The organism is Streptomyces sp. 8N706 (assembly GCF_052245415.1).
In the GTDB taxonomy this organism is placed as follows: domain Bacteria; phylum Actinomycetota; class Actinomycetes; order Streptomycetales; family Streptomycetaceae; genus Streptomyces.
The window spans coordinates 102962-116440 of sequence record NZ_JBQQBW010000003.1; the positions used below are offsets into that span (position 1 = coordinate 102962).

At 71.3% G+C, this 13479-nt stretch carries 12 protein-coding genes; 4 read left to right on the forward strand and 8 right to left on the reverse strand.

Annotated elements, in window-relative coordinates; translation table 11 throughout:
* Positions 1–21 precede the first annotated feature (21 nt).
* Positions 22–804 carry an SGNH/GDSL hydrolase family protein gene (locus ACTWQE_RS02405; RefSeq protein ID WP_443327087.1) on the reverse strand — a complete coding sequence of 261 codons (783 nt, stop codon included), beginning with the start codon at positions 802–804 and terminating at the stop codon, positions 22–24.
* Between the two features lie 929 nt (positions 805–1733).
* On the opposite strand from ACTWQE_RS02405, the gene ACTWQE_RS02410 reads away from it, so the two are divergent.
* Positions 1734–2414: a hypothetical protein gene (locus tag ACTWQE_RS02410; protein ID WP_443327088.1), complete on the forward strand. Its 681-nt coding sequence runs from the start codon at positions 1734–1736 to the stop codon at positions 2412–2414.
* Between the two features lie 673 nt (positions 2415–3087).
* Here the strand turns inward: ACTWQE_RS02410 and ACTWQE_RS02415 are convergent.
* Positions 3088–3696, reverse strand: coding sequence for a TetR/AcrR family transcriptional regulator (locus ACTWQE_RS02415; RefSeq protein WP_443327152.1), 609 nt, complete (start codon positions 3694–3696; stop codon positions 3088–3090).
* Between the two features lie 196 nt (positions 3697–3892).
* Between ACTWQE_RS02415 and ACTWQE_RS02420 the strand changes: the two genes are divergently transcribed.
* The gene (locus ACTWQE_RS02420; RefSeq protein WP_443327089.1) at positions 3893–4375 is read left to right on the forward strand and encodes an ATP-binding protein; all 483 of its coding nucleotides are present in this window, start codon (positions 3893–3895) and stop codon (positions 4373–4375) included.
* Positions 4376–4536: 161 nt separating this feature from the next.
* On the opposite strand, the gene abc-f is transcribed toward ACTWQE_RS02420, so the two are convergent.
* The 6 genes from abc-f to ACTWQE_RS02450 form a co-directional block, all read right to left on the reverse strand.
* Positions 4537–6168 (reverse strand): ribosomal protection-like ABC-F family protein, encoded by a 1632-nt coding sequence (gene abc-f, locus ACTWQE_RS02425; protein WP_443327090.1) that lies wholly within the window; start codon positions 6166–6168, stop codon positions 4537–4539.
* 44 nt (positions 6169–6212) lie between these two features.
* A complete protein-coding gene (locus ACTWQE_RS02430; RefSeq protein WP_443327091.1) occupies positions 6213–7232 on the reverse strand; it encodes a hemolysin family protein in 1020 nt (339 codons plus the stop codon).
* A complete protein-coding gene (locus ACTWQE_RS02435) occupies positions 7229–8572 on the reverse strand; it encodes a hemolysin family protein (RefSeq protein ID WP_443327092.1) in 1344 nt (447 codons plus the stop codon). Before ACTWQE_RS02435 ends, ACTWQE_RS02430 begins: the two co-directional genes overlap by 4 nt.
* 186 nt (positions 8573–8758) lie before the next feature.
* On the reverse strand, positions 8759–9184 hold the full coding sequence (locus ACTWQE_RS02440; RefSeq protein WP_443327093.1) for a GNAT family N-acetyltransferase: 426 nt from the start codon (positions 9182–9184) through the stop codon (positions 8759–8761).
* Between the two features lie 74 nt (positions 9185–9258).
* The gene (locus tag ACTWQE_RS02445; protein WP_443327094.1) at positions 9259–11829 is read right to left on the reverse strand and encodes an ABC transporter permease; all 2571 of its coding nucleotides are present in this window, start codon (positions 11827–11829) and stop codon (positions 9259–9261) included.
* 6 nt (positions 11830–11835) lie between these two features.
* On the reverse strand, positions 11836–12645 hold the full coding sequence (locus ACTWQE_RS02450; protein WP_443327095.1) for an ABC transporter ATP-binding protein: 810 nt from the start codon (positions 12643–12645) through the stop codon (positions 11836–11838).
* 172 nt (positions 12646–12817) lie between these two features.
* On the opposite strand from ACTWQE_RS02450, the gene ACTWQE_RS02455 reads away from it, so the two are divergent.
* Both ACTWQE_RS02455 and ACTWQE_RS02460 read left to right on the forward strand, forming a co-directional pair.
* A complete protein-coding gene (locus ACTWQE_RS02455) occupies positions 12818–13081 on the forward strand; it encodes an antitoxin (RefSeq protein ID WP_443327096.1) in 264 nt (87 codons plus the stop codon).
* Positions 13078–13449, forward strand: coding sequence for a fic family toxin-antitoxin system, toxin component (locus ACTWQE_RS02460; protein WP_443327097.1), 372 nt, complete (start codon positions 13078–13080; stop codon positions 13447–13449). The genes ACTWQE_RS02455 and ACTWQE_RS02460 overlap by 4 nt, the downstream gene beginning before the upstream one ends.
* Positions 13450–13479: the final 30 nt, after the last annotated feature.

Genomic DNA, 13479 nt, shown 5'->3' on the forward strand with positions numbered 1-13479 from the left:
GAGAAACCGGGGCCGGTACGGTCAGGCGTCCGGGAGCGCCTCGTACGGCACCAGCTCGCCCCGCTTCGGCGGCCGCCCGTCCCCGGAGGAGCGGCCCGTCAGCCTCCGGCCGATCCACGGCACCAGGTGCTCCCGCGCGAACCGCGCGTCGCTCGCCCGCCGCAGGAGCCAGCCGGGCGGTACGGCGGAGGGCAGCGGGGCGTTCCAGTCCTCCTCCGGCTCATGGCCCAAGGCTTGCCAGACGGCCTCGGCCACCCGCCGGTGCCCCTCGGCGCGCAGATGGAGACGGTCGTCCGCCCACAGCCGCGGGTCGCTCAGCGCCTCCGCGCCGAACAGGTCGACCACCAGCGCGCCGTGCCGCGCCGCCAGCTCGTCGATGACGTCGAAGAGCTGCTCCATGCGTGGCAGGAACCGGGCCAGCACCGGACCGCGCCGCGCCGGACTGCGCATCAGCACCAGCCGCCCGCAGGTCGGCGCGAGCCGGGTGACGGCCTCCTCCAGGCGGGCGCAGACCTCGTCGATGTCGCATTTGGGGCGGAGGGTGTCGTTGAGCCCGCCGACGAGCGTGACCACGTCCGCGCCCATCGCGGCGGCGACGTCGACCTGCTCCTCCAGAATCTGTGCGATCAGCTTTCCGCGTACGGCGAGGTTGGCGTACCGGAAGCCGGGCGCCCGGGCGGCGAGCCGCCCCGCGAGGAGGTCGGCCCAGCCGCGGTACGTGCCGTCGGGCAGCGCGTCCGACATGCCTTCGGTGAAGGAGTCGCCGACGGCGACAAGACTGGTGTATGGGGCATTCATCTGCATGGCCGCATGAGCATACCGCTCGGTACGCACGGTGGGCGCACCCACTGCCCCTCCACCGCGCACGGCCCGTGTGACGGCGAATTCCGTTGCATGCCCGGGACCGCCCGCACCGCCGCGGAAGCAAATCCACGATCGAATGGGGAGCCGGCCCCCGGGGGTGAGCGCACCACTACCGGTTCTCGCGGAGGGCTGATCCTCGCCGTTCGGCGTCCGCGTCATCCCGGCGACGACAGCCGTCGTCAAGAGCCGTCCCGCCGCGATCAGAGCGCAGGGCCGACCAAGGCGCACATGCCTCCGTGGCCAGTACCGAGCAGTCGCGCCGCCGAGGCCGCCGATCGGAACCGGAAGGTCGAGGGTGCAGAGAAACGGGTTGAACGGAGGCACCTGGCCGGGACGCCGTGTCTCGGCCAGGGTGCGCTGAAGACGACCGTACCGAGCAGGATCAGCACCGTCGGCCGGTCTCCTGCGAGCCAAGGGCGATACCCAGCCGACGGTGGCGTCGAGCGCGATCGGCGCATCCCCCAGGCCGTTGAGCTTCACGTGTACGCAACCCACGCCGTGCCGGGGCTGTTGCAGACGGACGAGTACGCGTGAGGTTGCATGATGTGGAGGCCCTTGCTGGATGAGGAGATCATCGAGCAACGGGGGGTCGCGGACACGACCCGGCAGGAAATCTAAGGGCGTTCAACCCGCGAGAAACACTTGCCACGCCGCCACGCCGCTCGGTTTCACGGACTTGGGTCAAAGGCACCCGGCGTCGGGCCGCGCCCACAAGGTAGGCCAGGGGCATGAGGAGGGATTCGCCGTTCCTGACGTCAGCCGAAAGCGTGCGAGGCAAACGGGTGAAGGCATCAGAACCAAATGGCCGCTGCCGCGTTGCATAGTGCGTCCATGGACACACCGTGGGCAGCGACTATATGGAGGCTCACATGCGCCTTGGCACGAAGGCCGCCCTGCTCAGCGCCACGATCGGTGCGCTGACTGTCTCCGGCGCAGGCAGCGCCTACGCCGAAGACGCCTACCCCGGCCACGCCGAAGACTCCCGCTACGCCCCCTCCCAGGATTCTCACCCATCCCACGACGGAGGGTCCCCCACCCACCACTCCGAGGGTTCCTTCCCCGCCCACAGCGGAGAGTCCCGTCCCGCGCACGGCGAAGAGTCCCGCCCCGCCCACAGCAGAGGGCCCCGCCACGCCTACGCCGAAGATATCCACCGCTCTGCGAGGTCTCACAAGACGAAGCGGGCCAAGTTCGAGGATGAAAGCGCCCCCGCCCCCACCGCCGAGGTACCGGTACCGTCGGGCCCGTTGTGCACCAATAACATCAGCTCCCAGGGTGGTGACGCGGCCACTGGTGGTGGAGCTGGAAGTGAAACCGCTACGGGGGGAGCATCCACCACTACTACGACCGATACCACCCAGGAATGCAACATTACGGTGGTCCTGCCGCCTGTCGCGGGTGGGGGCGACAACCTGGTGAGGAAGTCCCGTAAGGACTTCTTCGTCGACGTGGACAAGAAGGAGAACTTCACCAAGCGCCAGAGCGGCGGGGGACAGCGCAGCGAGGAATGGCACGGCGGGGAATGGTTCGGCGAGAACGGTCACTTCTGAGTCGAGGGCCGGGCTGCCGAACAACCGGTGGAGCGAGCGCCTACAGGGTCAGCCCCGACCTGCACGACTCCCGTGGCGCCGGGGCACCCTGAACACGACGACCCCATCGTCGTGCACTCCCAAAGGACCGCCGAAGAGCCTCTGTCCCGAGCCAGGTGCGCCCAACGCCTCAGTCAGGAGGATGTCGAGATGAGCATCGTGGAGAACATCGTGTCCTGACCGGTGCCGGAAGGGGCCTCCTTCTCGTCTGCGCCGTGGCCGATCGATGTGCCGAACCGTGGCCATGCAGCCTGCGTGAACATCGGCGGGACGCAAGCCCACAACCACTGTGACACCACCACCGGCGCGATCCCGGGCGGCAGGCTCGTTCACGGTGGCGTCGACGGCGGTGGTGGGTGACGGGGGGCGTCAATGCCTGAGCGGCCGGGCCAGGAACACTTCCCGGCCCGGCCGGGTCCGGTCCGAGCCCCCCTTGCGGTCGGGGCTCACGCGCAGGAAGAAACCCCCGGAGGATCGTCCGGGGGTTTTTGACTGTCACCAGGTTGGTTTTGCTCCCGGGGGTACGGCGCCGGAGCCGGGCGGGCCGAACGGGGCCTGGGGCGCCAAGTCGCCGGAAGGGCCCTCGGGTTGGGCGGAGGCCGTGCTGCCGCCCCAATTCACCGGCAGAAAAGCATCATTCGGCTTCTGGTGCCGCCCCGCCCTCGTCGATTTCCTCGGCGATACGGGGATCGATGTGCCGGAGTGCGGCCACGGTGAACGAGCTCGCGAATTCCGCACCGGAGGCGACGTCCAGTGTCTCGGTGAGCAAGGCGTATCGCGCGCCGTCGATCGTCAGGCTGACGATCAGGGATGCACAGAGGTCGGCGCTCACGCCCCACCGCCGCGTGGCACGGCGCTCGGTGAAATCCCGGATACGTTCGGCGATCTCCGTGGCCGCCGCGATGGTCAAACGCTCCCGGGCCGCCGCGATCGTGCCGACCGGGTCGGCGCCGAAGAGCAGCCGGAATTCGGCCGAATGTGTCCTGGCGAAGTCGAAGACCGTCATCGTGCCCGCCCGGACCTGCTGCTCCAGGGACAGTGCGGATGCCGCTTCATAGGCTCGGGAAAGGCGCCGCCCGAGGGTGCCCCCGGCACGTTCGCCGCAGAGCCGGTAAAGATCTTCCTTGTTCCCGAAATGTGCGTACAGCGTCGGCTTGGTCGTCCTGGCGCGGGCGGCGATGTCCTCCATCGTGGCCGCGTGGAACCCGATATCGGCGAATACCGCACATGCGGCGTCAAGCATGTCCTTGTCACTCGGTCGAACGATCACGCAGCCCACTTTACTTCCGGGTAAAGCGGAATTAGGGTCTTACGCGGCAGTCTGGATCGTTGTTGATCGCTTTCCCTGGAGCCGGGGAGTCCCGGACAAGGAGTCGCCGAGCGGTCACCTGCCGGGCCGGCATTCAAGGCCGACCGCCGATGGCCGTAGTGGAGACCTCATGCACCACGCGCAACGCCCGGGGCACCCGGAGGATGCCCTTCCTCACATACCGGAAGATGCCATCCCGTACATAGCGGAGGGCCCGCCCTTCGTGCTCGGCGCTCCCCGTCGGCCCAGCCGGATCGCGGGCCCCTGGCAGCTGCCCGGCAACCCGGCCGCGTGCCGGAGGGCGCGGGTCGCGGTCCGCGGGATACTCGCCGACTGGGACCTGGAGCACCACACCCACACCGCCGAGCTGCTCGTCAGCGAACTCGTCGGCAACGCGCTGCTGCACGCCGGAGGGCCGCTGCACCTCAGCGTCCAGCACAGCCACCTCCTGCGCTGCCAGGTCGAGGACGGCAGCAACCGGCTCCCCCGGCTGCGCTCCGCCGCACCGGACGACGAACACGGCCGCGGCCTGGAGCTCGTCCATCTGATGTCCCGCGACTGGGGCGTGGAGTACACCGCGCGCGGCAAGACGGTCTGGTTCGAACTGGACTGACCCCGCCGTGCGGACTGACCCCGCCGTGCGGACCGACCGCGCCGTCCCCGGCCGACCGCGCCGTCCCCACGTGCGGACTGACCCCGCCGTGCGGACCGACCGCGCCGTCCCCGGCCGACCGCGCCGTCCGGACCGCCCCCGCCGTCTGCATGAACCCGCTTTCACCCCGGTACGGGCAGCAGCCGGCCCTCCTCCATCAGCCGGCGGGTCCCGGTGAAACGAGCACGCAGCCGCCGGTCGTGCGACACCACCACGAGCGTTCCCGCGTATCCGGCGAGAGCCTGCTCCAACTCCTCCACCAGCCCGAGCGAGAGATGGTTCGTCGGCTCGTCGAGCAGCAGCATCTCCACCGGCCGGGTGAGCAGCCGGGCCAGGGTGAGCCTGCGCCGCTGTCCTACCGACAGGCCGTTCTCCGGCACCTCGAAGTCCTCCTCGCGGAACAGGCCCAGGGCCGCCAGCGCGTCGGCGTACTCGTCCGGCGCCCCGGGCAGCCCCTCGGCGAACGCCGCCAGCAAGGGCCGCCGTGAGCCGATGGCGGGCACCTCCTGCGGCAGTCGTCCGATCCGCTCCGGCAGCCGGACCCGGCCCCGGTCGGGAACGAGCTCCCCGGAGAGCACCCGCAGCAGCGTCGTCTTCCCCGCGCCGTTCGGGCCCATCACCAGCAGCCGCTCACCCGGCGCGAGCGTCAGCCGGTCCACGGACAGCCGGCCGTCCACCGCCACGCCCTCCAACTGCGCCGCGGGTTCGCCCTCCGCCAGCTCCGCCGGGTCGGTGCCGCCGCCGATGGCCACGGTGAAATGCAGCGGGTCCGGCGGTCGCGGTACCGGCTCCCGGTACAGCCTGCTCAGCCGTTCCCGCGCATTGCGCACCCGCCCGGAGAGCTGCCCCTCCACCGACCGCTGGTGTTTCGTCCACGCGGGACGCTCGCTCATCCGCCAGCCGGTGCCGAGCCGCGCCGCCCCGCCGGCCGCCAGCCCCTCCTGGCGCTCGATCTCCTCGCGCCACTCCCGGTAGCGCTGCTCCCACCGGTGCCGCTCGGCCGCCTTCTGCTGCAGATAGCCGGTCCACCCGCCCCCGTAGCGCGCCACGGCCCGCCGGGCGCCGTCGACCTCCACCACGGCGTCGGCGACGCGGTCCAGGAAGGCCCGGTCGTGGGTGACCGCGACCACCGTGCCCTTGTGGGCCCGCAGCCGCTCCTCCAGCCAGCCGACCGCCTCGTCGTCCAGATGGTTCGTCGGCTCGTCGAGCAGCAGCAGCTCCGGCGCCGAGGCGAGGACACACGCCAGTGCGAGCCGGGACTGCTCCCCGCCGGAGAGGGTGCCGAGCAGCCGTCCGCGGTCCAGATCCGGCAGCCCCAGCGCGGTCAGGGCGATGTCCAGACGGTGCTCCGCGCGATAGCCGTCCCGTGCCTCGTACGCCGCGACGAGATCACCGTACGCCGCCACCTCCTCCTCGCCGGCCGAGGCGAGGGCCGCCTCCGCCTCACGCATGCGGCGCTCGAGATCGCGCAGCTCCGCCAGGGCGTCGTCGATGGCCTCCCGAACCGTCGCCCGCACCGGCAGCTGGAGGCTCTGCGGCAGATAGCCGGTGCCGCCGTCGGCGGACACCCGCACCATGCCCTCGTCCGGCTGCTGCTGTCCCGCCATCAGCCGCAGCAGGGTCGACTTCCCCGAGCCGTTGTCGCCGATGACGCCCACATGCTCGCCCGGGGCCACGCGCAGGGACACCCGGTCCAGCACAGGACGGCCGGGGTAGCCCACCGACACCTCGTCCACCACCAGCTGGGACGTCATCCGCGATCCATTCTGTGCCTCCGATTCCGGCTCCGGCCCCGGACTCAGGCGGAGGGCGTACGGCCCACCAGCTCCCGCAGTACGTCCTCCATGGTGACCAGCCCCGCCAGCCGGCCGTCCGCTGAGATGACCGCCGCCAGATGCGTACCCGAGCCGCGCATCGCGGCGAGCACATCGTCCAGGGGCGTCGAGGCCCTCACCCGGGCGATCGGACGCATCGCCCTCGTCGCGAACGGCGCGTCCCGCGGCCGCGCGTCCAGCGCGTCCTTGACGTGCAGATAGCCCAGGAGCCGCCCATCGTCGTCCACCACCGGGAAGCGGGAGAAGCCGGACTCGGCACAGAGCCGCTCCAGCCCCTCGGGCGTGACTCCCACCGGAGCCGACACCACCCGCTCGACGGGCTGCACCACTTCCCCCACCGGGCGGCGGCCCAGCTCCAGGACGTCGCGCAGCCGCTCGGTGGCCCGGTCGTCGAGCAGCCCCGCCTCGCTGGAGTCGGCGACCAGACGGGCCAGCTCGTCGTCCGAGAAGGTCGCCGACACCTCGCCCTTCGGCTCCACCCGCAACAGCTTCAGCAGACCGTTCGCGAAGGCGTTCACCGCGAAGATCACCGGCCGCAGCGCCCGCGTCAGCGCCACCATGGGCGGGCCCAGGAGCAGGGCCGTACGCACCGGCTCCGCGAGAGCGACGTTCTTGGGGACCATCTCGCCGAAGAGCATGTGCAGATACGTCGCCGCGGAGAGCGCGATCACGAACGAGACCGGGTGGACCAGGTGGTGCGAGACACCGACGGCGTCGAAGACGGGCTCCAGCAGATGGGCGATGGCCGGTTCGGCGACGGCACCCAGCACCAGCGTGCACAGCGTGATGCCGAGCTGCGCCGCGGCCAGCACCGCCGAGACGTGCTGCAGACCCCACATCACGCTTCCGGCGCGCCGGTCGCCCTGATCGGCGAGAGGTTCCACCTGGCTGCGCCGCACCGAGATCAGCGCGAACTCGGCGCCCACGAAGAAGGCGTTGGCGACCAGCGTCAGCAGGCCGATGAGGAGCTGGAGCAGGGTCACCGGCCGGCCTCCTCGGGGGTGTCGTCATCGGCGTGGGGCAGCGGTGTGTGCAGCCGCACGCGCGCCGCCCGGTGACCGCCGGCGTCCACCACGTCGATCCGCCAGCCGGACACCTCCACGCTGTCGCCCGCCACCGGAATCCGGCCGAGCTCGGTCGCCACCAGACCCGCCAGGGTCTCGTACGGGCCGTCCGGCGCGTTCAGCCCGATGGCCTGGAGCCGGTCCAGGCGTGCCGCGCCGTCCGCGTCGTAGAGCTCGCGGCCGTCCTCGTCGGTGCCCGCCCGGACCAGATCGGGGGCCTCCAGCGGGTCGTGCTCGTCGCGGACCTCGCCGACCACTTCCTCGACGATGTCCTCCAGGGTGACCACCCCGGCCGTACCGCCGTACTCGTCGATGACGACGGCCATGCCCTGCTTGCCCGAGAGCCGGTCCAGCAGCCGGTCCACCGGCAGCGACTCCGGTACGAGCAGAGGTTCGCGCAGGATGTCCGAGACCGGATGACGGGGCCGCCGTTCCGCGGGCAGCGCCAGGACGTCCTTGATGTGGGCGATCCCGATGACCGTGTCGAGGCTGCCCTGGTGGACGGGGAAGCGCGAGAGGCCCGTCGCCCGGGTGATGTTGGCGATGTCCTCGGCCGTGGCCTGCACATCGAGCGCCACGACCTGGACGCGCGGTGTCATCACGTTCTCCGCGGTCAGCTCGGCGAGCTTGAGGGTACGGACGAACAGCTCGGCGGTGTCCGCCTCCAGCGCGCCCTCCTTGGCGGAGTGCCGGGCCAGGGCCACCAGCTCCTGCGGGCCGCGTGCGGAGGCCAGTTCCTCGGCGGGCTCCAGGCCCATCCGGCGCACCATACGGTTGGCGCTGTTGTTGAGATGGCTGATCAGCGGGCGGAAGGTGGAGCTGAAGGCGCGCTGCGGGCCGGCGACCCGCTGGGCGACCGGCAGCGGCCGGGAGATCGCCCAGTTCTTGGGGACCAGCTCGCCGACGACCATCAGCAGCACGGTGGAGATCGCTGTGCCGAGGACCAGGGCGACCGAGGACGACGCCGAGGCGGGCAGTCCGACGGCCTCCAGCGGCCCGGCCAGCAGCCTTCCGAGCGACGGCTCGGCGAGCATGCCGATGACCAGACCGGTGACGGTGATCCCGAGCTGGGCCCCGGAGAGCTGGAAGGTGAGGGTCCGTACGGCCTTCAGAGCGCTGTCCGCCCCGCGCCGCTCCTCGGCGGCGGCCCGCTCGAGCACGCTGCGCTCGATGGTGGTCAGTGAGAACTCCGCCGCGACGAACACGCCGCAGGCGAGCGTCAGAAGCAGAGCGAGCGCCAGCAGAAGCACTTCGGTCATCGGTTCACCTCCGTCCCATGATCCGGCAGGGAGGTGCGGACTGCGCGATGTGTTCGAGGGTGACTACGGGGAGGCTCGCCCATGGGCGGACGCTCACACCTTTCCACGTCGGTACGGTGGATCGCCATGGTAAAGGACCGGCAAAACAAGGGGCACTGTGGTTGTTCTTGCCCAGCGGGACGCGTATCAGGCCTCCAGCGGCCTGACCCAGCGGCTCCACTCGGGCTGGCGGGCATAGCCGACGGCGGTCCACGTACGGTGCGCCGGCTCGTTGCGGTCGAGCACCATCGCGTCCGCACGCCGGCCGCCCAGTGAGGCGAACCGCTCCTCGGCCGCCCGCAGCAGCGCGGTCGCCACGCCCTGCCGCCGATGGTCCGGGTGCACGGCGAGCCGGTACAGATGACAGCGCCAGCCGTCGAATCCCGCGATCACCGTGCCGGCGAGCCGACCCGTACGCTCGGCGAGCAGCAGCGCTCCGCGGTCGCGGCCGATCAGCCGGGCCACCCCGTCGGTGTCGTCACTGATACTGGTGCCCTCCGCCGCCTCCTTCCAGAAGGCGAGGACGGCGTCGAGGTCCGCGGGCGTCGCGGCCCGTATCCGAAGATCACTCATGGGGGCCCATCCCACCACCGGAGGGGACGCGAGGGCGACCGCATTTCCGCACACGGGCCGAGCGGCCCGCGGGCTCACTCGTGGGCGATGGCGGCCAGGACGTTCATCCGGGACGCGCGCAGGGCCGGCAGCAGCGCCGCCGCGAGCCCGACCACGACCGAACCCGCCACGACGGCCACGACCGTCGGCCACGGCACCGCGAGAGCCTTCATGCCCTCCAGCGCCAGCACCTGCTGGACCGAGAATCCCCACACGAAGCCGAGCGCCAGGCCCAGCACGGCGCCGAAGACCGCGATGACCACCGACTCCAGCCGGATCATGCGCCGCAGTTGTCGCCGGGACAGGCCGATCGCCCGCAGCAGCCCGATTTCGCGGGTCCGCTCGACGACCGACAGGGCAAGGGTGTTGACGACACCCAGGACGGCGATGACGATCGCCAGGCCCAGCAGCGCGTACACCAGGTACAACAGGACGGCGATCTGCCCGCGGACCAGCTCCTTGTAGTCGGCCTGGTCCCGCACCTGCACCTGCGGGAAGGCATCCAGGGCGCGCTCCAGCCGGTCCCGCAGCGGCTGCGGATCGGTGCGGCCCGAGGCGTTGGCGTACACCGCGGCGTCCTGGCCGCCCGGGAGGTACTTCTCCAGGGTGGCCATGCTCATGAAGAAGCCGCCCCGGGTCCCGAAACCCTCGCCGGACTCCATGTCCGTCAGGGCACCCACGGTCAGCTCCGCCGTCCGCCCGTTCGCGAACTCGGCCCGGACCCGGCTGCCCGGCCGGATGCCGTGCTCGTCCGCGTAGGCCTTCTGCAGCCCGATCCGGCCGTCGGCCAGGGCGGACGCCGTGTTCCCGGCGGCGTACTCCATGTTGACGACCTGGTCGAGTCCCGGATCGAAGGCCGCGCCGGTCGTCCGGACCGTCTTCCTGTCGGGGAGCCGGATGCGCAGGGGCGCGAACCGTTCCCGTACGACCGTGCCGACCCCGTCCACCCCGCGCACCCGCTCGGTGATCTCCTGCGGGAACGGATGGAAGTTCCTGTTCTGCACGACGAAGTCGGAGCCGAGCTGCCGGTCGATCTGCTGGTCGAAGGACTTCGTCATCGACTCACCGGCCACGGACAGACCCGTGACCAGGGCGAGCCCGACCATCAGCGCGGCCGCCGTCGCCCCGGTGCGGCGAGGGTTGCGCAGCGCGTTGCGCTGGCTCATGCGGCCCACCGGCCCGAAGACCCGGGGAAAGGCGCCGCCGACGACCCGGATCACCGGCCGTACGAGCAGCGGACCCGCGACGACCATGGCCACCAGGGTGAGGACGAGCCCGAGCAGCAGCAGGGTGGACGCCCGCGCGGTCTCCGTGGCCTGCGCACAGCCCGCCAGCGCGGCCGTTCCGCCCGCCGCGAGCACCGACCCCACGATGGCGCGGATCCGCAACGGCCGTCCCACTTCCGCCACTTCGATGTCGGCGAGGGCCGCCATGGGGGAGACACGGGCCGCCCGCCGGGCGGGCAGATAGGCGGCGACGAAGGTCACGCCCACACCCACCGCGTACGCGGCCACCGGGGGCGCCCAGCCGATCACCATCTCGGCCGCGTCGAGGTTCATCCCGAGCAGACTCATCAGGGAGATCAGCCCGGCCGCGAGGCCGATCCCCGCGACCAGGCCCGAGGTGGAGCCGGCCAGGCCGAGCAGCAACGCCTCCGTGAGGACGGAGCGCCGTACCTGGCGGCGGTCGGCGCCCAGGGCACGCAGCAGCCCCAGTTCACGGGTGCGCTGAGCGATCAGCATGGAGAACGTGTTGACGATCAGGAACACGCCCACCAGCACGGCGATCCCGGCAAAACCCAGCATGACGTACTTGATCACGTCCAGAAAGCCGCCCAGCTCGGCGGCCTGGGACTCCGCGCGCTCGTCGCGCGTGGCCAGGTCGTAACCCGGGCCGAGCTCATCGGCGATGCGCTGCTTGAGCCGGGTGTCGGCGATCCCGGGCGAGGCTTCAGCCATGATCGCGGTGGCGGCCCCCGGCCTGCCCAGGAGCTTGGTCTGCGCGGTGGGGGTGTCCAGGGCGAGCAGCGCAGCGCCCGGGTTGGTCGTGGTGAAGGTCATGATGCCGACGACCGTCACCGGGAAGGTGCCGGGCCGCGCGACCACGCGGAGGCCGTCTCCGATCGCGATGCCTTCACGCTCGGCCGTATCGGCGTCCAGCAGCGCCTCACCCGGGCCGCGCGGAAGGTGGCCGCTCGTCAGATCGACAGGACTGCGCTCGGTGTCGTTCCAGTTGGTGGCGATGGTAGGCGCCCCGGTCGTCGGTCCGACCGGTTCGTTCCGCTCGTCGACCAGGGTGATGTTCTCCACCCGGACGTCGATCTGCGCGTCCGCGACCCCCGCCACCGCGGCGACGCGCCTGCGCAGCTCCGCGGGGAGCGTCTCCACCCGGCCCGAGGACAGCCCGCCGGCCTCGTCGAACTCCGATGGTGGCGCCACGGTCACATCGGCGGATGTCGAGGCGAAGAGCTGGTCGAAGGTGCGGTTGACGGTGTCGGAGAAGATGAGGCTTCCGGAGACGAACGCCACCGACAGCACGACAGCCAGCGCGGACAGCAGCAACCGGCCCTGGTGGGCGAAGAAGCTGCGCAGCGTCGCCCGGAGCACGCGCCGTCAACTCTTCCTGCTCGGGGCGCTCGTGGCGCTCGTGGCGATGGTGTCGAAGCGCTTCATCCGCTCGAGCACGGTCTCCGCCGTCGGCTGTGGCATGGCGTCGACGATCCGGCCGTCCGCCAGGAAGAGCACCAGGTCGGAGTGGGCCGCGGCCCCCGGGTCATGCGTCACCATCACCACGGTCTGGTCGAGCTCGTCCACCGCCTCCCGCAGAAAGCGCAGTACGTCCAGCCCTGAGCGCGAGTCGAGGTTGCCGGTCGGCTCGTCCGCGAAGATCAGCTCAGGCCGGGAGGCCAGCGCGCGGGCACAGGCGACGCGCTGCTGCTGGCCGCCCGACAGCTCGGCCGGCCGGTGCTTGAGCCGGTCGCCCAGGCCGAGGGTGCCGATCACCCGCTCCAGCCACTCGCGGTCCGGCTTGCGGCCCGCGATGTCCAGCGGCAGCGTGATGTTCTCCGCCGCACTGAGCGTCGGCAGCAGGTTGAACGACTGGAACATGAAGCCGATACGGTCCCGCCGCAGCCGGGTCAGCTCCCGCTCGTTCAGCCCGGTGATCTCGGTCTCGCCCAGCCACACCCGGCCCGCGGACACGGTGTCCAGACCGGCCAGGCAGTGCATCAGCGTGGACTTGCCGGACCCCGAGGGCCCCATGACCGCCGTGAAACGGCCGCGTCCGATGGCCACGTCCACCGCGTCCAGGGCGAGCACGGCGGTATCGCCCGAGCCGTACGCCTTGGTCAGCGCCGACGCGCGTGCGGCGATCTCCGCATCCTCCGCCACGCCGTATGCCGTATCTGCCGCAGGTGTGGACAAGGCCGCCTCCCCAGAAACCGGGATGTACCGACCGTACGCGCCTGAGCGTAGGCCCGCGGCGGCCGGAGCGGCATCCCCAGGGGATGGGCAGGGTTGTCCGCCCCCCGCGGACCGTAAGGACCACCGGGGGTTGCCCTTGCCGGAGCTAGCGGATGAGCGCTAGCTTGAGGAGGTGGCGAAGACACAGTTGAACGTTCGCGTGGACGAGACCACCGCCGAGACGGCGCGGCAGCGCGCCCTCCAGCGAGGGCTGAGCATGAACCGCTACATCGAGGAGCTCGTCCGCCGGGACGCGGGCGAGGTCGGCCATACCTTCGTGGAAGCCGCGGCCGACTTCATGAAGCAGTACGAGAACGTCTTCGCCGAGGAGTTCGGCGAGGATCACCGGACCCGCCAGAGCGCCCTCCCCGGAGACGACCCCCGCCCCTCCACGTGACCCTCCGCATCGACCTCGCCTGGCTTCTGATGATCGCCGAGCGCAACACGCCGGGCGACCCCCAGGTCACCGACTGGGGCGCCCTGGTCGCCGCTGTCAGCCGGCACGACGCCGAGATATTCGGTGTGCCCGTGTACGCCGAGCCCCACGACCGAGCGGCCGCCCTGCTGCAACTGCTGCTCCACGTACCTGCCCTGGAGCGGTCGAACGCCATGTTCGCCTCGGCCGTCGCCTACGCCTATCTCGTCGCCAGCGGACTCAAGGTCACCACCTCGCCCGAGCAGGTCCGGGACCTCGCCCGTCTGGTCAAGGACGGCACGGCCGACGTCCGGACGATCGCCGACGAACTGCGCACCTGGAGTGGTTAGGTCCTGGCTGCCGCCCGACCCCGGCCCACG

What these genes read in the sequence shown, in the direction of transcription:
- ACTWQE_RS02405 (WP_443327087.1), bottom strand. Translation starts at nt 804, where the DNA reads ATGCAGATGAATGCCCCATACACCAGTCTTGTCGCCGTCGGCGACTCC.
- ACTWQE_RS02410 (WP_443327088.1), top strand. Translation starts at nt 1,734, where the DNA reads ATGCGCCTTGGCACGAAGGCCGCCCTGCTCAGCGCCACGATCGGTGCG.
- ACTWQE_RS02415 (WP_443327152.1), bottom strand. Translation starts at nt 3,696, where the DNA reads ATGCTTGACGCCGCATGTGCGGTATTCGCCGATATCGGGTTCCACGCG.
- ACTWQE_RS02420 (WP_443327089.1), top strand. Translation starts at nt 3,893, where the DNA reads ATGCACCACGCGCAACGCCCGGGGCACCCGGAGGATGCCCTTCCTCAC.
- abc-f (WP_443327090.1), bottom strand. Translation starts at nt 6,168, where the DNA reads ATGACGTCCCAGCTGGTGGTGGACGAGGTGTCGGTGGGCTACCCCGGC.
- ACTWQE_RS02435 (WP_443327092.1), bottom strand. Translation starts at nt 8,572, where the DNA reads ATGACCGAAGTGCTTCTGCTGGCGCTCGCTCTGCTTCTGACGCTCGCC.
- ACTWQE_RS02440 (WP_443327093.1), bottom strand. Translation starts at nt 9,184, where the DNA reads ATGAGTGATCTTCGGATACGGGCCGCGACGCCCGCGGACCTCGACGCC.